We start from the raw sequence: 18,846 nt of genomic DNA, 5'->3' as shown, positions 1-18,846 counted from the left end.
GATCTTTCAATGCTCGGCGAATGCATCCGGAATGGCGCGCCCCGTTTCGCCGTCAAACAGGTGCAACCGGGATCGTGGGAAGGTGAAAGAAAGCTCGGTGGCGTGATGGGTATCGGCGCCGAAGGGTGTGGCGATGCGGATGGAGGTGCCGGCGAGATCGGCAGCCAGTACCGCATGCGAGCCGAGATCCTCGAGATGCCGCAGCCGGCCTTTGATCGCGCCACCCGCTTCGATTGCGATATCCTCGGGGCGAATGCCGAGCTGGAAATTGCCAGCTTTGTGGTATTCAGAAACCGCCTGCCCGTCTGCCAGACGCAGCGCCGAACCGTCTGATGTCACCGGCAGGATATTCATCGGCGGCGCGCCGATGAATTTCGCGACGAAGACCGAAGCCGGGCGATGATAGATCGCCTTCGGCGTATCGAACTGCTCGATGCTGCCCCTGTTGAGGATGAGGATCCGGTCGGCGAGCGTCATCGCCTCGACCTGGTCATGGGTCACGAAAACGGTCGTCGCCCCGATGCGCCGGTGCAGATCGGCGAGCTCGACGCGCATGTCGTGGCGAAGCTGCGCATCGAGATTGGAAAGCGGCTCATCGAAGAGCAGCACGCCGGGCTCGCGCACGATCGCCCGGCCGATCGCCACGCGCTGGCGCTGGCCGCCCGAGAGCTGTCCCGGCTTGCGGTCGAGATAGGCGGCAAGCCCGAGCATGTCGGCGACCGCGCCGACCCGCTGCTGGCGCTCGGCCTTGGGCAGACCGGCGACCCGCAGGCTGTAGGCCATGTTCTGGAATACGGTCATATGCGGATAGAGCGCGTAATTCTGGAAGACCATGGCGCAGCCGCGCTGCTTCGGCTCCAGGCCCTGCACCTCGCGATTGCCGAACAGGATCTTGCCGCCGCTGACGGCCTCGAGCCCAGCGATCATCTGCAGCAGCGTGGATTTCCCGCAACCGGATGGGCCGAGCACGACGGTGAATTCGCCGGCGCGAAGCTCGACATCGAGCGGCGGGATGACGGTCGATCTCGTGTCATATGCCTTGGTGACGCCTGCAAGCGTGATGTTGGTGGCAGCGGTGCGGATGGCGGTATCGATGGCGTTCACGTCATTTCTCCGAAAGAACAAGGCCCTGCACGAGGTAGCGCTGCAAAAGCGCAATCATGACAAGGGGAATGAGCGAGACGACCACGACACCGGCCATGAGCATCGGGAAGTCCGGAACTTCGCCTTCCATGTCGGGCACAAGCCGTGCGAGGCCGACGACCGCCGTCGTCATCTCGGGCTTGGAGGCGGCAACCAGTGGCCAGAGATACTGCGTCCAACCGCTGAGGAAGGTCAGCACGAAGAGGGCTGCAAAACTGCTGCGCGAGATCGGCAACAGGATATGGAAGAGGAAGCGGATCGGCCCTGCCCCATCCATGCGCGCCGCCTTGAAGAGATCCGATGGCAGCGTGCGGAAGAACTGCCGGAACAGGAAGGTGCCGGTGCCATGCGCAACCAGTGGCGCCACGAGGCCGAAATGCGTGTCGAGCACGCTGAGTTCGAGATGAACCGGCGCACCGAACAGGCTTTCGATCAACGCATTGGCGCCGGTCAGATCAAGCAGCGTATTCAGCGGTGAAAAGATGTTCGCCGCCACCTGATAGGTGGTGATGACGCGGATATCGATCGGCAGCATGATCGTCGCCAGGATCACGGCGAAAGCGATTCCTGCCCAGCGGATGCGGAAATAGACGAGCGCATAGGCTGTCAGGAACGACAGCGCGCAGGTGAAGAACGCATCGTAGAGAGCGACCAGCATGCTGTTCAGCATCTGGATCGGGATACGGGTCTCGGTAAAGACGCGCATAACATTGGCGATGAACTGGTCGCCCGGATACCAGGCAAGCCCGTTGCGCAGCAGCAATTCGTGGGGTTGCGATGCATTGGCGAGCGTCAGGTAGAGCGGCCCGAGAATGAAGACGATGCCGACAGCCAGAATGGCGCTGGCGGCGAAATTGAGCGAGCGAGCGTTTTCGATCATGGCTCTCTCCTACCGTTCGTAGTTGACGCTGCGGCCGAGAAGCAGGAATTGCGCAGCGGTGAGAAGGACGACGAAGACCATCAGGATGGCCGTCTGGGTGGAGGCGCCTGACAGGTCGTATCCGCTGAAGCCATCGGTATAGATCTTGTAGACCAGCAGGTTTGTGGAGCCGCCCGGCCCGCCCTTGGTGATCGTATCGATCAGCGCGAAGGCGGATGTGACGCTTTCGGTAAATTCCAGCACCAGCGTCAGGAAAAGCTGCGGCATGATCAGCGGCAGCTGCACATCGAAGATCCGCCGCCAAGGTCCAGCACCATCCATCGCCGCCGCCTGGAACATGGTGCGCGGAATAGACTGCAGGCCGGCGAGCAGGATGACGAAATTGAAGGGAATGCCGCCCCAGACATGCGCGACGATGAGTGTGATGAAGGCATCCGTTCCATCGAGGCCCGGCGCCCAGGCGCCTGGAAAGACATGGTTGATCGGCGCCAGAACACCGACGAAGGGATTGAAGACGAAGGCGAAGACGACGCCGATCGAGGCGCCTGCCACACCCTTCGGCCAGACCAGCACGTTGCGCGCCGTCAGCGACAGGCGGATCTTCCGGTCGGCGGCCACCGCCAGGATCAGCGGCAGAGCGACCGCGAGCGACGAGGCGACCACCATGAAGATGACGGTGCGCCAGCCGGCATTCCAGAATTCCGGATCCGACAGCACGCGGCGGAAATTATCCCAGCCGACGAATTCCGACCCGCCACCGAAGGGCCTTTCCAGGAAAAAGGACCAGTAGAAGGCCTGAATGATCGGCGCATAGAAGAAGATGAGGATCAAGAGCAGCAAGGGGGCGGCCAGCAAAAGCGGCAGCCAGCGATGGCTGAAAAGCGAGGATTCCGACGACATCACGCATGTCCATTTCGAGAAAGGCAGGTGCGGCGCAGGCAGAGCGCCGCACCTGACATGGATCAGGGCAACTTTGCCGTCTTGTAGGTCTGCTCGAAGCGGCGCAGCAGCTCGTCGCCACGCTTCTTGGCGTTATCGAGCGCCACCTGCATGGTCTCAGTTCCTGCGAATGCCTTCTGGGTCTCTTCCATCAGCACCGAGCGGAACTGCACATAGAAGCCGAGGCGGATGCCGCGCGTATCTGCTGTGCCCGGCTCGTTCATGGATTCGATACCGACGGCGGCCGTCGCGTATTTGCGCGAACCGGCGTCACCGCTCTTGGCGATTGCATCGAGTACGTCGGTGGTGACGGGCACGTAGCCGGTGGATGCCGTCATGAACATCTGCTGTTCGGGCTTGCGCAGGAAATCGAGAAAGGCCTTGGCGCCGTCAATCTCGGCCTGCTCATGGCCCTTCATGATGTAGATGGAAGCGCCGCCGACGAAAGTGTTGTGGCGCTCATAACTCTTGTACATCGGCGTCAGGCCGACCGAGAGTTCGTACTTGCCCTCGAAGGCCTTTGCCGAGTCCGTATAGGAGCCGGAGGAGTTTTCCATCATGGCGCATTCGCCGGAATTGAAGGCGGCGGTGTAGTTGCCGGCCTTGGTGTCGCTGGCGATCTTCACCAGGCCTTCCTTGCGCCAGTCGACCAGGTTTTGCAGATGTTTGGCAACGAAGGTGGAGTTGAAGACATATTCGGCGTTCAGGCCATCATAGCCGTTATGTTCGGAAGCGATCGGCAGGCCATGACGGGCGGAGAACTGCTCGAACATCGACCAGGGCTCGCCATTGGTGACATAGGGGCATTCATGGCCGGCAGCCTTCAGCTTGCGGGCGGCCTCGATGATGTCTTCCCAGGTCTTCGGCATCTCGGTAAAGCCGGCTTTTTCAAGCTCCGTCTTGTTGACGTAGAAAAGCAGCGTCGAGGCATTATAGGGCTGCGAATAGAGCTTGCCGCCGGAGGTTTCGTAATAGGAGCGCGCGCCCTTGATGTAATTGTTCCAGTCGACATCCGGCAGCACGTCCTGAACCGGAACGACGGCGTCCGACAGCAAGAGGTCGAGCGTGCCGGCATCGAAGAACTGGATCAGCACCGGATGCTTGTTGGAGCGGTAGGCGGCAATTGCCTTCTGCATGGACACTTCATAGCTGCCCTGCCCGACGCAGGTGACGTGATTGGCCGATTGCGACGCATTGAAGGCGTCGCATTGCGCCAGGATCGCCTTTTCGACGCTTCCCGTATTGCCATACCAGAATTCGAAATTGGCTGCCTGAGCAGAAGAACACGCAGCCGTCAGCAGGGCGGCCGCAGCCACCAGAATGGAAATCTTCATTTTGCCCTCGCCTGAAATGTGAGACCCGCCGGATCGGTGTCCGGATCGTGAACGGCCGGGTTAATACACTTTGTGTGTAACAAATGGATGACGAGATCTGGCTTGATTGGACTAGAGAAGCCCGGTATGCAGTCACCAGCGGTTGCCGTCGGTTTCAGTGTTACACTTTTGTAGTATATTCGAGGTGGGTCGTGGCTTATTCTCCAGAACCGTTGATCGCCTCCCGCTTCCGGCGTCCGGGCGAAGAAATCGTCGTCTCCTCGAATGAGCGCAGCCTGCTGAAACTCATCTGGCGCAATCCCGGCCTGTCACGATCCGAGATCACCGGCCATACGGATCTCACACAGCAGTCGGTCCATCGCATCATCGACCAGCTCGTCGAGCGCGGCATCGTTTCGCTGGGGTCTCCCAAGCCCGGCCTCGGCCGCGGCCAGCCGAGCCCCATGCTCAGCCTTAACGGCCGCCACGCCTATTCGGTCGGCATTTCCGTCAATTCCGACGTGGTCGACATCTGCCTGGTGGACCTGTCAGGCAATGTGCTCGGCGAAAGCGACATCTCGCTGAGGGAGCTGGGCATGAACCAGGCGCTGGATCGCGTGCGCGAACGCATTGCCGAACTGCAGCAGTTGAACGGCCTCGATGACGAGACCTTCTTCGGTATCGGCTTCGGCATTGCCGGCGCTCTGATATCGGGGACAAAATACAATGCCTCGATGCCGCTGCATGAATGGTCGCTGATCGAGCTCGGGCCGCTGCTGAGCGATCTCTTCAAAAAGCCCGTCTGGCTGCTGAATGGCGGCAGCGCCGGCGCGGTCGCCGAGGCGATGTTCGGCTGCGGCCGCTTCGTCAAGCACTTCGCCTATCTCAGCTTCAACTACGGCTTTGGTGGCGGCCTGATCAACGACGGCGAACTTCTAGCCGGCGGCAATGGAAATGCCGGCGAATTCTCCGGCATGTATGACGACGAGGAGACGCTGCGCCGCCCGGCCCTGCAGTTGCTCCTGGAGAAGCTCAAGCGCCACAATGTCGACGTGCCGTCGATCCCTTATCTGCGCAAACATTTCGATCCGAAATGGCCGGGTGTAGCGGAATGGGTCGAGGAGGTCACGCCCGCCTACAACCGTCTCGTCAACGCCATCTGGGCGATCTACGACCCACAGGCAATCGTTTTCGGCGGCCAGGTGCCGCCGGGACTGGCACAGATGCTGAGCGAACGCACCGAACTTTTCGGCCGCCCGCGCTACGGCGTACCTCGCCCGCACCCCAAGCTCATCGTGTCAGAGATATCAGGCGACGCCGCCGCCATGGGCTCGGCGATCGTTCCCTTCAAATCGACGTTTTATTGACGACTATGGGCGCGTTCCGAATTTACGGCGCGTGTTCGTTTTCGTCGTAAAGCCGGACGTTCGGGATCGGCGGCAGCCAGGACTCGCGCCTGACAGTCCAGACTTCGACCATCGGCCTGATATTAACAGGCGCCGGATCCAGCGTTCCGAGGAAGACTTCCACCGCATCCTCGAACATGAAGAACAGCCGCGAACCGCAGATCGGGCAAAAGGATCGCTTGTCGTAGATGCTGATCTCGCCGTCCATCTGGAACTTCGAGCGGCGCCAGTTCGCCGTCGCCGAAAAGATCGAGCCGGTCAGTTTCCGGCACTTGGTGCAGTGGCAGAGCCCGGATTGGTACGGCTCGCCTTCGACTTCATACCGGACTGCGCCACACGCACAGCCGCCCGTCCTCACGCTTTCAATCGCCATCGCTTCCTCCGCGCAATCGCATCAGGCCGCCGAGAATAGCCGATATTGCGCTGAAAGCAGCCCGCTTGTCGGATGCGGCTCCAGGTGTTACCAATTCCGCATGGACAGAACCGTGATCAACACGTCAGTGATGATGATGCCGCGCTCATAGCGTGGCGGGTTTCGTGCGTCCATAATGCACCAGCGACCGCCCCCGAGGCGGTCTTTTCATGGGTCGATCCGTCTCGCGGGCAAACAGCCTCGAAAGGATCAACCGATGAACAAGCCGGACACCTATATCACCGCCTCTATCCCCTATGTGAACGCCGCCCCGCATGTGGGCTTTGCGCTGGAACTCGTGCAGGCCGACGCTTATGCGCGCCATTTCCGCCTGCTTGGCCGCAATGTCCGCTTCCAGTGCGGAACCGATGACAACAGCCTGAAGAATGTCCGATCGGCGGAAGCCGCAGGCCTGCCCGTGGCGGATTTCGTCAGCGCCAATGCCGATAGGTTCGAGCGCCTCGGCACGCGGCTCGACATTTCCAACGACGAATTCGTGCGCACCTCCCGCGACCCGCGCCATCTCGCTTGCGTACACGCCTTGTGGAACGCCTGCGCCGACAATGGAGACCTCTATCGCAAGGCCTATGAAGGCCTCTATTGCGTCGGCTGTGAGCAATTCTACGAGGCCGCAGAACTCGTTGACGGCCGATGCCCGGAACATGGCGTCCCCCTCGAACCTGTCAAAGAGGAGAACTGGTTCTTCCGCCTGTCCCCCCATGGTGACCGGATCCTGCAGCTCATCGACAGCGGCGAACTCACGATCGTTCCTGCGCACCGGCGCAACGAGGTGCTGGCCCTTCTGCGGCGGGGCCTTGAGGATATCAGCGTCTCACGCAGCGCCGAGCGGGCGCGCGGCTGGGGCGTTCCCGTCTCTGATGGAGATGAGGTGGTCTATGTCTGGTTCGACGCGCTCGCGAACTATCTGACGGGGCTCGGCTACGGCACCGATCAGACGCTCTTCAAGCGCTACTGGACCGGCGGCGGCGAACGCATCCACGTCGTCGGCAAGGGCATCTCGAAATTCCATGCCATCTATTGGCCGGCGATCCTGCTCTCGGCCGGCTTGCCGCCGCCGTCATCGATATCGGTGCATGGTTATGTCACGGTCGATGGCAGGAAGATCGGCAAATCGGCAGGCAACGGTATCGATCCGGATAGCATCATCGATGCCTACGGCACGCCGGATGCGCTGCGCTACTATCTGCTCCGGCATATCCGCTCGGGCGACGATGGCGACTTCTCCGGCGGGCGTCTCGAAGCCGCCTGGACAGGAGAGCTCGGCGGCCAGCTCGGCAATCTCGCCAACCGGGTACTGGCGCTTCTCGCGAGTTCCTTTGGCGGGATCGTTCCGCCGCTGCAGGACAGCGATTTCGTGCAGGAGGCAGCTCGTCTTCCCGGGAAGATCGCTGAAGCTTTCGATGCCTATGAGCTGCATGTCGGCCTTGCCGATATCTTCGCCTTTATCGGCGAGGCAAACAGGCGCTTTGCCAAACGCGTACCATGGGCGGATGCGAAGGCGCTGCTGGGCGATCTCACGCCCGCGGAGCGACAGGCAACCGCCGAACGTCTCGGCGCTTGCCTTGCCGAGCAGGTCTATGGGCTGGCGGTCGTCGCTCGCTGCCTCCTGCCCTTCCTGCCCCGCTCGGCTGCGGCGCTGCACGGAAGGCTGGGGATCGAGGTGCCTCGAGTTTATGAGGCGCCGCTTGTCGTCGATGGCCTCAGGACGGCGTCGAATGCTGTGCTGTTTCCGAGGAGAGTGGTGGCCTGACATCGTCTCCTGCATCTCTTGGACACGTCGGGCCTGTCCGAGGACATGGAGATGAGTGGCTGTCCGGCACGTCCCCGGTCTATAGTGTCAAGTATGTAGCCGGTTTGGACGTTGTCAAAACCCCTCCCCACAAGGGGGAGGGACTAACCTGGGGCACCGCTTCGCCCCACCCGGGACCTTAAAGATCCGGAAGTAGTCAGGCGCGGCAGGTTAAGCCCCTCCCCTTTGTGGGGAGGGGTCTTTTAATCTATGTCACACCGGATGATGCGCACCCTCACCTCACCACATCGTCTTGGCAGCGCGCGCCGGCCATTCGCGGTCGTAGGTCTCGTGGTCGAAATCGCCGACCGCATCCTTCAGCATCTGGCCGGGCGTCGGCAGGCTGGCCGGATCGACGAAGTGGTCGGCATTCCACAGCTCGGCGCGCATCACCGCGCGGGCGCACTGGAAATAGACCTCGACGATACTGATGACGGTGACCGTGCGCGGGTGTTTGCCGTCCATCTCGAAACTCGCAAGCAGCGCCTCGTCATTGGAGACGACGCCGCGGCCGTTGATGCGCATGACCGTGTTGGAGCCCGGAATGAGAAACATCAGCGACAGGCGCGGATCGCGCACGATGTTGGAAAGCGAATCGACGCGGTTGTTGCCGCGCCAGTCGGGCAGATGCAGCGTCCTGTCGTCGATAATGCGCACCACGCCGCCGAGATCGCCACGCGGCGAGCAGTCGAGCCCTTCCGGGCCGACGGTCGCAAGCGCCACGAAGGGCGACATCTCGATCATGCCCCGGTAGAGCGGCGTCAGTTCCTTCGTCACCTTGTCGACGGAGGCCTGCGACAGCCCCGCGCCATAGATTTCGTTGAGCTCCTCGATACTGCCGATGATTTTCATGGATATCCCGCCATAGTGCCGGCCGTCTGACCTGCGGCCGGGCGGACGCTACACCGATGCGCGACGCGCCGGAAGCTCAAAAATCGGAATGATCTCAGCATCTTTTTTGATGTCTTCTTCCGCGAGGAAAGCCGCGACTTCGCTCAGCACCGGACCGGCCGACATGATGCGCCGGTGGCCGAAACCGTTGGCCCAGGAGAGCCGCACATGCCCGCCCGAAGCCGCATAACGACGCGCATGGGCAGCACTCACTTCCTTGTCGTCCTCGGCATGGATGACGAGCACCGGCTTGCCGACGTGATTGGCTCGTTTGCCCGCGTCAAAATCCTCAAGTCTCCGACCGGTGATGCGATGCACGACGTCCTCAAGTGCGGCCTGTGCCGCCGGTTTCAGCCGCAGCATCCGGCCGAAATCGGTAAACAGCCACTGCATTTCACTGGGCGAGCCGATCAGTACCAAACGTTCAGCCGAGACGGGCTTCACATCCGGCAGCATGGCCAGGGCCGAAACCATCAGCGCCGCGCCACCGAAGGAATGGCCGATGACCGCATCGAAACGGCCGAAGCGCGCCTCGGCTGCGGCAATCGCCTTCACGGCCAGCGCCATATGCAGGAAGCGCCCACCCGATCGCCCGTGGCCCGGAAAATCGAGCGCAATCACTTCCGCACCCGTAGCCGCCAGCATCGTCACGAGATCGGCCATGTAGGCCATGCCGGAGCCCCACCCATGGGTGACGAGATAACGCTTGCGCCGGCCGAGCGCTCCGCCATTCAGCCGGTAGACATGCGCCCGCCTGCCCTCGACGCGCAGCAGGAACCGTTCCGCATCGGCAAGCTTGGCGATACCTGCCGCATGCGCGGCCCTCGCCTTCTCGCCCTTGGGCCTGGCGGATGGGGTGCGGCAGAACAGCCGGAAGGCCGCCTCGCCGGCAAGGCGCGGTGAAACGGATTGCATGAGCGAAAATCCCAGGCGGGTGACCTCAAGCGCAAAGTTTGCCATGATGGGAATCCGATAATGTTCAACACTGAACAATAAAGTACAACGATGAACAAAAATCAATCCCTCCCCTGGGATCATCCGCGTTTTAGAAGCTGGATCGCGGTGGCTCGCGCCTGCCAGCTCATGCAGCAATCCTTGGCGCGCGCGTTATCCGATCTGGATATCAAGCCGCCGCATCTCGATATTCTCGTCAATCTCTACCGCTTCGAAGGCATTTCGCAGCAGGAACTGGCAAGGAAACTATTGGTCGGCCGCTCGAACATGAGCATGCTCCTGCCGCAGATGGAAAAGCGCGGCCTGATCATCCGCCGCGACGACGAACGCGACAAACGGGTACTACGCCTGCACCTTACGCCGGAGGGTCGCAAGCTGACCGAGGAGGCCATGGCCGTCCAGACGGCCCTTATCGAGCGCACCCTCTCTGCGGAGCCAATCGAACAATGCATGGCAACAGCCGATTCGATGGAGCGCATCATCGGCGTGTTGCTACAGGATTTGAGGGAAGAGGACTGAGACGCGTCTGCTGGATCGGCTTTTGAATTGCTCGCCGATGCCGTGGTACGATCTTCGCGGTTACGGCACGCAACTGAGGTAAAAGGCGATGGCGGAATGGGATGACAAGCTTGCGATCGGCGAGCTTCTTCAAAACTGGGCGATCTGGCGGGACGCCGGCCACTGGGAGCGGTTCAAGACCGTATGGCATGACGACGGCTGGATGATGGCGACCTGGTTCCAGGGGCCAGCTACGGAGTTTATCCGCGTCAGTAAGGAGGGGTGGGACAAAGGGGTGAGCATCCTCCATTTTCTCGGAGGCAGCTCGATCGACATCAGAACGCATCGGGCAGTTGCGCAGACGAAGATGACCATTTCCCAGAGGGCGTCGGTTCACGGTTGCCTTTGCGACGTGGTTTGCACCGGCCGGTTTTATGATTTTCTCGAAATGAGAGACAACCGTTGGGCAATCGTGATCCGGCAGCCGATCTACGAGAAAGACAGGATCGATCCTGTTTCGCCTGCTGAAGTGCCAGAAATCGACCAGGACGTGTTGCAGCGATTTCCGGCCGGATATCGACACCTCGCCTATACCCAGGAGCAGATCGGTTATCGTGTAAAGCGGGACATGCCGTGCCTTAAGGGTCGCGAGGTGGAGGCGCTCTATGAGCGCGGCAAGCGCTGGCTGGAAGGCGGCCTCGTCACGCCACAGGAATTTCTCCCGGCGGTCTGATTCAACACTCAGGCGGCTTCAATGCAGCACTGGCCCAGCCGACCCGCGCGTCAGCGATCTAAACTCCCAGGCCGCAACGATGATCAGCACCAGCGCTGCCAGAATGCCCATCACATAGACCTGCATGAAGGGCGCGAAGAAAGCACAGAGGATCAGGATCACGATGCCGGCGAGATGGGAGAGCGGCAGGCGTCCGCTGGTGGCGCCCTTGAACCAGAGATTACCGATCAGGAAGAGGCCGGAGCCGCCGAGCACGGAGGCAGCGATGGCGAGATTGCCCGTCTCATGCGGATGCTCGAACATGAATTCCACCGCCACCGCATGCACGATGATGCCTGCCAGGATCGGGATATGCGCATAGGTGAAGGCCTGCCGCGCTAAGCTCCCTGGCGTATCCTCATGCTCGATGCGATGCGCCGCCCGCTCATGGCCGAAGCGGAAATAAAGCCACCACATGGCGACCGTGCCGATGAAGCCGATCAGGAAGACCACCCCGGTCATGACCGAGAATTCCATTTCGGAGAAGGTGCGGCCGGACACCAGGATCGCTTCGCCGAGGCAGATGATGATGAAGAGCGCGCAGCGCTCCGCCATATGCGCGCCGGAAACGTCCCATTCCTCCGTCCTGGATTTGCCGAGACCGGGCACCGCAAAGCCGAGTGCCGGCCCGGAATATTCGATCAAGAGCGCGATCACCCAGCAGATCAGCCGCGCCTCATGCTCCAGAAACCCGCCTGATATCCAGAACACGCCGGCAACGGCAAGGTAGGTGGTGATACGCACGAAGTTGATGGTGGCCGAGCGGCCCGCAGCCCGCATCGCATAGGTGGTGAAGAGCGAGCGGCCGACCTGCATCAGCACATAGGCTGAGGCGAAGAGCAGGCCCTTCTCGCCGAAGGCTTCGGGAATGGAGGCCGAGAGCACGAGGCCGAGCAGCATCAGCACGATCAGCATTGATCGCACCGGCATGCGCTCCGGATCGAGCCAGTTCGTTACCCAGGCGGTGAAGATCCACACCCACCAGACGGCAAACATCATCAGCGCTGCTTCGGCAGCCCCAAGCGGGGTGTAATGGGCAAAGAGCGCGTGCGACAATTGCGAGATGGAAAAGACGAAAACGAGATCGAAGAAGAGCTCCAGGAATGTGACCCTGCTGCCGGTATGCCCGTGGGCTCGCAGCCAGCTCTTTTTATGTGTTTCCGTCATGTGCCCCCTCGTCTGCCCCTAAGTTTTATTGCGATCAGCGCGGCTTTTCCGCTACGTCCCGGCTCATTCCCTTGGCCGCAAGCTCTTCCTCATAGGCCGAGAAGAGCTCGAAGCCTCGTTCGCCGAGTTCGCGCAGATAAGTCCATGTATAGATGCCGGTATCGTGCATATCGTCGAAACCGATGCGCACAGCATAATTGCCGGTCGGTATGACGGAGATGATGGTGACATTGCGCTTGCCCGGCACCGTGACCTTCTGCCCCGGCCCATGCCCCTGCACCTCGGCCGAAGGCGACAGCACGCGCAAGAGCTCGGCCGAAAGATGGAAGCTTTGCCCGTCATTGAAGCTTACCACCAGCCTTTGGCGGTCTTTCGAGACCTTGAGTTCGGTCGGCCAGATATCGCTCATCATGATGTCCTTTTCTGATGCGAGGAGTAGGCGCGGATCTTTTTCAGCGCAAGCTCAAATTCGCATGGCGCCGTGGCCTGTTTCCCTTGACGCCACAATAGCATATGCCCACATTGACGAGAGTACGGAGATTGACGTGAACACCAGAGTCGGAACGATAGGCAGTGTCGCGCCCCTTGTTGCTGATGCAGCACCGATGATCGACCCTTTCGGGCGGGCGGTCACCTATCTGCGCGTCTCCGTCACCGACCGCTGCGACTTCCGCTGCACCTATTGCATGGCGGAAAACATGACCTTCCTGCCGAAAAAGGACCTGCTGACGCTGGAAGAGCTCGACCGGCTCTGTTCCGCCTTCATCGCCAAGGGCGTGCGCAAGATCCGCCTGACCGGCGGCGAGCCGCTGGTGCGCAAGAACATCATGTACCTGGTGCGTCAGCTCGGCCGTCAGATCGGCTCCGGCCTCGACGAACTGACGATCACCACCAACGGCTCTCAACTCGCCCGCCATGCGCAGGAGCTCTACGATTGCGGCGTGCGGCGCATCAACGTCTCGCTCGACACGCTCGATCCGGAAAAATTCCGCAGGATCACCCGCTGGGGCGATTTCGCCAAGGTGATGGAAGGCATCGATGCCGCCCAGAAGGCCGGCCTGAAGATCAAGCTCAATGCCGTGGCACTGAAGGATTTCAACGAGGCGGAAATGCCCGCCATGCTGCGTTTCGCGCATGGCCGCGGCATGGACTTGACCGTCATCGAAACCATGCCGATGGGCGAGATCGAAGAAGACCGCACCGACCAGTACCTGCCGCTCTCCAAGCTGCGTGCCGATCTGGAGCAGCAGTTCACCCTCACCGATATCGACTATCAGACCGGCGGCCCTGCCCGCTATGTGACAGTCGAGGAGACGGGCGGCCGCCTAGGCTTCATTACGCCGCTCACCCATAATTTCTGCGAGAGCTGCAACCGCGTGCGCCTGACCTGCACTGGCACGCTCTATATGTGCCTCGGCCAGAACGACGCCGCCGACCTGCGCGCCGCATTGCGCGCCACCGAAGACGACGGCCTGCTCCATGCGGCCATCGACGAGGCGATCACCCGCAAGCCCAAGGGCCACGATTTCATCATCGACCGCACGCACAACAGGCCCGCCGTGGCCCGGCATATGAGTGTCACGGGTGGGTGAGTGAGGATCCCCGCGAAGCACCCGAAGCCATGCGAAGGGCCGGCAGAGATGCGACGCGACTTTCGTGGCTCTTGGCAAGGCGTTCCCTAATCTCCCCACTCAGTCAGAAACGAGCGAGGGAGCCGCAGCGCACCACCTCGCTCGTTCTGTTCATTGCGCCGGTTCCGCACTCCACCAAAAAAAGCCCCGCAGAAGCGGGGCCAAATCTTTCCGATGTGGAATCAAATGTCGGATGGCTCAGTGCCAGGTCTGGCTGTCGTACCAGGTATCGACATCTCTGCGGATGCGGTCCTTTTCGTAACCGTAGCGCTCTTGCAGCTTGCCTTCGAGCTGTTCGCGGCGGCCGTTGATCTGGTCGAGGTCGTCGTCGGTGAGCCTGCCCCACTGTTCCCTGACCTTGCCCTTCATCTGCTTCCAATTGCCTTCAACACGGTTCCAATCCATCACGGTCATCTCCTTCGTTGGACATGATCGGGAAACGACCGGACTGCCTAATGGTTCAAAAGAAAAGCCCGCGATGCGAATGAACTGATCCCCGAAAGTTGGACAACAACTTTCGGGGGTCAGTTCAGCGAACACCACGGGCTCTCTCAATGTCATCCTTTATAAGCCGGCTTACGCAGCCTGGCCTGCCCAGCGGCCCTCAGCACGCCCATAGTCATGCGCCTCGCCCTCGTCGCCGGTGCGGAAGCGGTTGACCTTTTCCGAGAGCATGTCGACGCGCTGGCGCAGGCCCTGGATTTCGGCATTGTTCTCTTCCACCATTGCCGCATTCTGCTGGGTGATGAGTTCGACGTCATGGACCGCCTTGCTGACCTCGTGAAGGCCGGTCGACTGTTCGTCGGTGGCCGCCGAAATCTCGGCGACGAGACGCTGCACGCCGCCGACATGGGCGATGATTTCGGCGAGCGCCTGACCGGTTTCCTCGACGAGTTGCACGCCGCTCTGTACCTGGCCGGCGCTTGCCGAGATCAACTCCTTGATTTCGCGGGCAGCCTTGGCGCAACGCTGTGCCAGTTCGCGCACTTCCTGCGCCACGACCGCGAAGCCGCGGCCCGCCTCGCCGGCGCGTGCTGCTTCCACGCCGGCATTCAATGCCAGCAGGTTCGTTTGGAAGGCGATCTCGTCGATCACGCCGATGATCGTCGCGATCTTCTCGGATGAGCGGTTGATTTCGCCCATCGCATCGACTGCCTTGGCCACGACCTCGCCGGAGCGGCTGGCGAAAACCTGCGTCTGGTCTACGGATTGCGCCGTCTGCTTGGCGCGGTCGGCGGTAGAGCGCACGACGTCGCTCAGGTGCCGCAGCGCCCGCGAGCTTTCTTCAAGCGCCGCCGCCTGCTGTTCAGTACGGCGGGCGAGATCGTCGGCAGACGATGCAAGATTGCCCGTGCCGCCCTTGATCTCGACAGTGGCGCCGCGCACATCGGCCAGCGTCTGGCGCAGTGCCTCGACGGCGTGGTTGTAGGTATCGGCCATGTCGATGAAATCAGTCGCGAGATCGCGGCGCATGCCGACTTCCAGATTGCCTTCCGCGAGCTGCCGCAGCACGTCGGATAGCGCGTTCAGCGCCTGCTTCTGTTCGGCTTCGATGCGAGCGCGTTCGCTGGCGCGGCGGCCGGCTTCCTCGGCAGAGAGTGCGCGTGCGCTTTCGGCTTCCTTTTCCAGGCGGACATTCTCAACGGCCGCATCACGGAAGACCGCGACCGAGCGCACCATATCGCCGATTTCATCGCCGCGGTTGCGACCTTCGATCGCCACTTCGAGATCGCCATCGGCAAGCCGGGTCATGATATCGGAAACGCGCTTCAGCGGGCCGCGCAGCGTCTCGACCAGCATCAACCCGCCGATGATCGCCAGCAGCGTGCCGAGGATCATCGCGAAGACGGAGACATTCGCCGAACGCTCGCTGTCCTCCTTGCCGAGCTCCTGCGCCTGGCTGACGAACTGGCGGAGCGAGGCCATGGCGCCGGAAAGGATTTCCGAAGACTGCTGGCGGGCAGCCTTCCAGTCCGCAGCCGCCTTCAGCATGTCGGCAGATCCTGACGTCAGCGATGCGGCAGCCGGGGCGACCTTGTCCGAAAAAGCTTTCATCACGGCATCGTTGGCGCCGAGCGCGGAGATCTTTTTCGCGGTTTCGGTCAGCGCCTTGAGGTCGGCGAGAACCACGTCACGTGAAGCTGCATCACGGGCGCTCAACATCTGGCTCACATGCACCTGCAACCGGTCGGCGCCGTCGCGCACCTGGTCGACCGAGGTCAAAAGCTCGCGCTGTTCGGCAATGCTCTTGTCGAGGCTGACGAAACGGGCGGATGCCGTGTCGCTGTTCTTGGCCGACTGCAGCGTCATCTGGCCCTCGGTATTGACGAAGCCGGTCAAGAGCGGCGCCATGCCGGAGGCTTTCTCATCCGGCGTGCCGCTGCCCTTCAGGAGCGCATCCAGCTTGCCGGCTGTCTCTGCGACCTGCCCGATCAGCGGCTGGCCGTCCTTGGAGACCATCGCCTTGGCGACGTCGAGCTGTTTCAAGATCTGGGCTATATGCTGCTGGGCGGCCTCGATCTGTTCCTCAGGCGTAAAACCCATCTGGATGTCGACGCGCATCGCGCCCATGATATCGGTCAGCGACTTGAAGGCGGCAGAATTGTAAAGCAGTGCCTTGGCGAAGACTTCCTTGTCGGTGAAATCCTTGCGCACGAGATCGGTCTGGCCGCCGGCTTCGTCAGCCGCAGCCGAGATCGCCTGCACTGTCTTGTTGATGGCGGCAACGCTTGCATCCTCGGTCTGACGCAGTCCCCACAGTGTCTGCTGCTGCTTGCGCATGGCGGCGGCAAGGCCGCTGACTTCGATGAGCTGGCTGTGCTGGTCGTCGGTCTTCAACAAACCGTTCAGCCGCACGACACCGCTTTCCTGCGCATCGATCGCCTTGCCGAGATCGACCTTGCTCGCATCCGTGGGGTCGGAGACGAATTCCTGCAGCGCCGCCTGGAGGTTCTCGAAATCGGAAATGTTTTCGATCGTCGCACGCGTCACCGTCATATGGCCGTTCAGGATATTGGCCGTGTGGTAGCCGAGGATGCCGACACCGGCGATTAGCACCACGAGCGGGATGACGAACAGCAGGACCTTGGTGACGATACGACGGCTTTGCAGAAGTCGGTCGATGAAGTGCATGGGGAGCGGCGCCTTGAAACTAATGGTACCGTCCACTCCGCAATCATTCCGGATGGTTCGGCGGCATCCTCCATCATGGAGAGTGGCCGCATCTTTCGCTGAATCGGTTGATACAACCTTAATCCGCAACCGAAAGATTTGGGAATTATCCTTATATTTCTAATATTTGCCGCACCTGCACAAGGATTTGCTTCCTTAACAGCAAGTTGTACCGCATCGCAGCATCGAATTATCTGGGGTGTGACATTCCTTCGATTCCCATGCCGGCCTTTCCCTTCTAAAAGAGCCTGCAAGGTAAGGGAATCTCCAGCATGCCGCGATCACGCAATACCGAAGGCGCCATCTATATGAGTATGGCGATGGCGGGCTTTTCCGCAAGCGACGCACTCTCCAAATCCGTCATAGCCTATATGAATGCCGGCGAGATCATGTTCCTGCGGGGCCTCTTCACCAGCATCCTGGTCTATCTGATCGCCTGGAAGTTCGGTGCGCTGCGGCCTTGGCGCGTCATGCTCAAACCCGTCATCGCGCTGCGCATCACCTGCGAGATCATCGCTGCCGTCACTTACATCACCGCGCTCGGCATGATGCCGATCGCCAATGCCTCGGCGATCCTGCAGTCGCTGCCGCTGGTCGTCACCTTTGGCGCGGCGCTGTTCTTCCATGAGCCGGTCGGCTGGCGGCGCTGGATGGCGATCCTCGTCGGCCTCGTCGGCGTCATGATCATCATCCGCCCCGGCCCGGAAGGTTTTACCGCCGCCGCGCTGCTCTGCGTCGCCAGCGTCGCCGTCACGGCCGGCCGCGATCTTGCCACCCGCAGCATCAGCAAGGATATCCCCTCGCTGATGATCACGACGGTGACGGCGATCTCGGTTGCGATCTTCGGCGCGCTGATGATCCCCTTCCTCGGCGGATGGGAGCCGGTCGGTGTCACCTCGCTCTCGCATCTGCTGCTCGCCTCCGTGCTCGTGCTCGTCGGTTACCAATCGGTTATCGTCGCCATGCGCACAGGCGAAATCTCCTTCGTGGCGCCCTTTCGCTATACGAGCCTGATCTTCTCCTCCCTGCTCGGCTTCTTCTTCTTCGCCGAAGTGCCCGATTTCTGGACGCTGGTGGGTGCCGCCATCGTCATCGCGTCGGGCCTCTATACGTTCTATCGTGAAGCCAAGCGCCACGTGCCGCCGGTCGCCCAGGAATCGGCGCCCCGTTCACCCGTGTAAGGGCTCGCCCGGCTGAGACAGTGTCTGAGGTATCGCCATGACTGATTTCGTGCTCGACCAATCGACCATTCCGGGCGTCGTGCTGGCCGGCGGGCGCTCCTCGCGCATGGGCCGCGACAAGGCGGGCGTGACGCTGGGCGGCCGCAGCCTGCTCGACCACATGCTGTCTCGCCTTTCGCCGCAGGTCACGCAGATCGCCATCAATGCCGATGACGCTGCCGGCCACGCCCTGCCGGTCGTCTCCGACCGTATAGAAGGCAAGGCGGGACCGATGGCCGGCATCCATGCGGCGATGGTCTATGGCGCCGGCCTGCCCGCCACCCATGTCGTCACCGTCTCGGTCGATTGCCCCTTTTTCCCGGCCGATCTCGTCAGCCGGCTTGCGAACGCGATCGACCATCCGGATCGCATCGCCATCGCCGCCTCGCAAGGCCGCAGCCATCCGGTCTTCGGGCTCTGGCCGACCGCATTGGCGGCCGATCTCGAAATGTGGGTGAAGACCGACGAGAAGCGCCGCGTCCGTGACTTCCTCCTGCGTCATGACGTTAGGGAAGTGCCCTTCCCGCTGCATCCCACCCGCGCCAGCGTTCTCGATCCTTTCTTTAACATCAACACATCAGATGATCTAATGGAGGCCGAACGCTGGCTGGAGGCCCTTAGGGCATGAAGGAAGATGGT

At 61.5% G+C, this 18,846-nt stretch carries 18 protein-coding genes; 7 read left to right on the top strand and 11 right to left on the bottom strand.

Annotated elements, in window-relative coordinates:
- Positions 1-6: 6 nt before the first annotated feature.
- The 4 genes from ugpC to FHT87_RS19975 form a co-directional block, all read right to left on the bottom strand.
- Positions 7-1,104, bottom strand: a complete 1,098-nt coding sequence (gene ugpC, locus FHT87_RS19990) for a sn-glycerol-3-phosphate ABC transporter ATP-binding protein UgpC (RefSeq protein ID WP_183804504.1) — start codon at positions 1,102-1,104, stop codon at positions 7-9.
- Between the two features lies 1 nt (position 1,105).
- Positions 1,106-2,023, bottom strand: coding sequence for an ABC transporter permease subunit (locus tag FHT87_RS19985; RefSeq protein ID WP_183734827.1), 918 nt, complete (start codon positions 2,021-2,023; stop codon positions 1,106-1,108).
- Positions 2,024-2,032: 9 nt separating this feature from the next.
- A complete protein-coding gene (locus FHT87_RS19980; protein WP_183734826.1) occupies positions 2,033-2,923 on the bottom strand; it encodes a sugar ABC transporter permease in 891 nt (296 codons plus the stop codon).
- Between the two features lie 62 nt (positions 2,924-2,985).
- On the bottom strand, positions 2,986-4,296 hold the full coding sequence (locus FHT87_RS19975) for an extracellular solute-binding protein (RefSeq protein WP_183804503.1): 1,311 nt from the start codon (positions 4,294-4,296) through the stop codon (positions 2,986-2,988).
- A gap of 191 nt (positions 4,297-4,487) precedes the next feature.
- Here FHT87_RS19975 and FHT87_RS19970 point away from each other — a divergent pair, with 191 nt between their 5' ends.
- Complete coding sequence (locus tag FHT87_RS19970) at positions 4,488-5,642, top strand: ROK family transcriptional regulator (RefSeq protein ID WP_183734824.1); 1,155 nt, start codon at positions 4,488-4,490, stop codon at positions 5,640-5,642.
- A gap of 22 nt (positions 5,643-5,664) precedes the next feature.
- Here FHT87_RS19970 and FHT87_RS19965 read toward each other — a convergent pair whose 3' ends face one another.
- Positions 5,665-6,054 (bottom strand): GFA family protein, encoded by a 390-nt coding sequence (locus FHT87_RS19965; protein ID WP_183734823.1) that lies wholly within the window; start codon positions 6,052-6,054, stop codon positions 5,665-5,667.
- Positions 6,055-6,310: 256 nt separating this feature from the next.
- On the opposite strand from FHT87_RS19965, the gene FHT87_RS19960 reads away from it, so the two are divergent.
- Positions 6,311-7,864 (top strand): methionine--tRNA ligase, encoded by a 1,554-nt coding sequence (locus FHT87_RS19960; RefSeq protein ID WP_183804501.1) that lies wholly within the window; start codon positions 6,311-6,313, stop codon positions 7,862-7,864.
- Positions 7,865-8,143: 279 nt separating this feature from the next.
- Here the strand turns inward: FHT87_RS19960 and FHT87_RS19955 are convergent, their stop codons facing one another.
- Both FHT87_RS19955 and FHT87_RS19950 read right to left on the bottom strand, forming a co-directional pair.
- Positions 8,144-8,755 carry a pyridoxamine 5'-phosphate oxidase family protein gene (locus FHT87_RS19955; RefSeq protein WP_183734821.1) on the bottom strand — a complete coding sequence of 204 codons (612 nt, stop codon included), beginning with the start codon at positions 8,753-8,755 and terminating at the stop codon, positions 8,144-8,146.
- A gap of 48 nt (positions 8,756-8,803) precedes the next feature.
- Positions 8,804-9,754 (bottom strand): alpha/beta fold hydrolase, encoded by a 951-nt coding sequence (locus tag FHT87_RS19950; RefSeq protein WP_183804499.1) that lies wholly within the window; start codon positions 9,752-9,754, stop codon positions 8,804-8,806.
- Between the two features lie 45 nt (positions 9,755-9,799).
- Here FHT87_RS19950 and FHT87_RS19945 point away from each other — a divergent pair, with 45 nt between their 5' ends.
- Together FHT87_RS19945 and FHT87_RS19940 are read left to right on the top strand one after the other, a co-directional pair.
- Positions 9,800-10,267: a MarR family transcriptional regulator gene (locus FHT87_RS19945; protein ID WP_183804497.1), complete on the top strand. Its 468-nt coding sequence runs from the start codon at positions 9,800-9,802 to the stop codon at positions 10,265-10,267.
- An 88-nt stretch (positions 10,268-10,355) separates the two neighbouring features.
- Positions 10,356-10,979: a nuclear transport factor 2 family protein gene (locus FHT87_RS19940; RefSeq protein WP_183804495.1), complete on the top strand. Its 624-nt coding sequence runs from the start codon at positions 10,356-10,358 to the stop codon at positions 10,977-10,979.
- Positions 10,980-10,997: 18 nt separating this feature from the next.
- Here the strand turns inward: FHT87_RS19940 and FHT87_RS19935 are convergent, their stop codons facing one another.
- Positions 10,998-12,185 carry a low temperature requirement protein A gene (locus FHT87_RS19935; protein WP_183734817.1) on the bottom strand — a complete coding sequence of 396 codons (1,188 nt, stop codon included), beginning with the start codon at positions 12,183-12,185 and terminating at the stop codon, positions 10,998-11,000.
- Between the two features lie 34 nt (positions 12,186-12,219).
- Positions 12,220-12,594: a DUF971 domain-containing protein gene (locus tag FHT87_RS19930; protein WP_183735092.1), complete on the bottom strand. Its 375-nt coding sequence runs from the start codon at positions 12,592-12,594 to the stop codon at positions 12,220-12,222.
- 136 nt (positions 12,595-12,730) lie between these two features.
- Between FHT87_RS19930 and moaA the strand changes: the two genes are divergently transcribed.
- Positions 12,731-13,777 carry a GTP 3',8-cyclase MoaA gene (moaA, locus tag FHT87_RS19925; RefSeq protein ID WP_183804493.1) on the top strand — a complete coding sequence of 349 codons (1,047 nt, stop codon included), beginning with the start codon at positions 12,731-12,733 and terminating at the stop codon, positions 13,775-13,777.
- 237 nt (positions 13,778-14,014) lie between these two features.
- On the opposite strand, the gene FHT87_RS19920 is transcribed toward moaA, so the two are convergent.
- On the bottom strand, positions 14,015-14,221 hold the full coding sequence (locus FHT87_RS19920; protein WP_183734815.1) for a CsbD family protein: 207 nt from the start codon (positions 14,219-14,221) through the stop codon (positions 14,015-14,017).
- A 171-nt stretch (positions 14,222-14,392) separates the two neighbouring features.
- Positions 14,393-16,948, bottom strand: coding sequence for a methyl-accepting chemotaxis protein (locus FHT87_RS19915; protein WP_183805054.1), 2,556 nt, complete (start codon positions 16,946-16,948; stop codon positions 14,393-14,395).
- Positions 16,949-17,259: 311 nt separating this feature from the next.
- Here FHT87_RS19915 and FHT87_RS19910 point away from each other — a divergent pair, with 311 nt between their 5' ends.
- Positions 17,260-18,168 (top strand): DMT family transporter, encoded by a 909-nt coding sequence (locus tag FHT87_RS19910; protein ID WP_183734814.1) that lies wholly within the window; start codon positions 17,260-17,262, stop codon positions 18,166-18,168.
- A 37-nt stretch (positions 18,169-18,205) separates the two neighbouring features.
- Positions 18,206-18,835 carry a molybdenum cofactor guanylyltransferase MobA gene (gene mobA, locus FHT87_RS19905; RefSeq protein WP_183804490.1) on the top strand — a complete coding sequence of 210 codons (630 nt, stop codon included), beginning with the start codon at positions 18,206-18,208 and terminating at the stop codon, positions 18,833-18,835.
- Positions 18,836-18,846: the final 11 nt, after the last annotated feature.

This window comes from Rhizobium sp. BK316, assembly GCF_014193695.1.
Classification (GTDB): domain Bacteria; phylum Pseudomonadota; class Alphaproteobacteria; order Rhizobiales; family Rhizobiaceae; genus Rhizobium.
This window is presented reverse-complemented; position numbering and strand designations above follow the sequence as displayed.

Bases quoted from the DNA above. Each gene is read 5' to 3' on its own strand.
- FHT87_RS19985 (WP_183734827.1), bottom strand. From the start codon at position 2,023: ATGATCGAAAACGCTCGCTCGCTCAATTTCGCCGCCAGCGCCATTCTG.
- FHT87_RS19980 (WP_183734826.1), bottom strand. From the start codon at position 2,923: ATGTCGTCGGAATCCTCGCTTTTCAGCCATCGCTGGCTGCCGCTTTTG.
- FHT87_RS19975 (WP_183804503.1), bottom strand. From the start codon at position 4,296: ATGAAGATTTCCATTCTGGTGGCTGCGGCCGCCCTGCTGACGGCTGCG.
- FHT87_RS19965 (WP_183734823.1), bottom strand. From the start codon at position 6,054: ATGGCGATTGAAAGCGTGAGGACGGGCGGCTGTGCGTGTGGCGCAGTC.
- FHT87_RS19960 (WP_183804501.1), top strand. From the start codon at position 6,311: ATGAACAAGCCGGACACCTATATCACCGCCTCTATCCCCTATGTGAAC.
- FHT87_RS19955 (WP_183734821.1), bottom strand. From the start codon at position 8,755: ATGAAAATCATCGGCAGTATCGAGGAGCTCAACGAAATCTATGGCGCG.
- FHT87_RS19950 (WP_183804499.1), bottom strand. From the start codon at position 9,754: ATGGCAAACTTTGCGCTTGAGGTCACCCGCCTGGGATTTTCGCTCATG.
- FHT87_RS19945 (WP_183804497.1), top strand. From the start codon at position 9,800: ATGAACAAAAATCAATCCCTCCCCTGGGATCATCCGCGTTTTAGAAGC.
- FHT87_RS19940 (WP_183804495.1), top strand. From the start codon at position 10,356: ATGGCGGAATGGGATGACAAGCTTGCGATCGGCGAGCTTCTTCAAAAC.
- FHT87_RS19935 (WP_183734817.1), bottom strand. From the start codon at position 12,185: ATGACGGAAACACATAAAAAGAGCTGGCTGCGAGCCCACGGGCATACC.
- FHT87_RS19930 (WP_183735092.1), bottom strand. From the start codon at position 12,594: ATGAGCGATATCTGGCCGACCGAACTCAAGGTCTCGAAAGACCGCCAA.
- FHT87_RS19920 (WP_183734815.1), bottom strand. From the start codon at position 14,221: ATGGATTGGAACCGTGTTGAAGGCAATTGGAAGCAGATGAAGGGCAAG.
- FHT87_RS19915 (WP_183805054.1), bottom strand. From the start codon at position 16,948: ATGCACTTCATCGACCGACTTCTGCAAAGCCGTCGTATCGTCACCAAG.
- FHT87_RS19910 (WP_183734814.1), top strand. From the start codon at position 17,260: ATGCCGCGATCACGCAATACCGAAGGCGCCATCTATATGAGTATGGCG.
- mobA (WP_183804490.1), top strand. From the start codon at position 18,206: ATGACTGATTTCGTGCTCGACCAATCGACCATTCCGGGCGTCGTGCTG.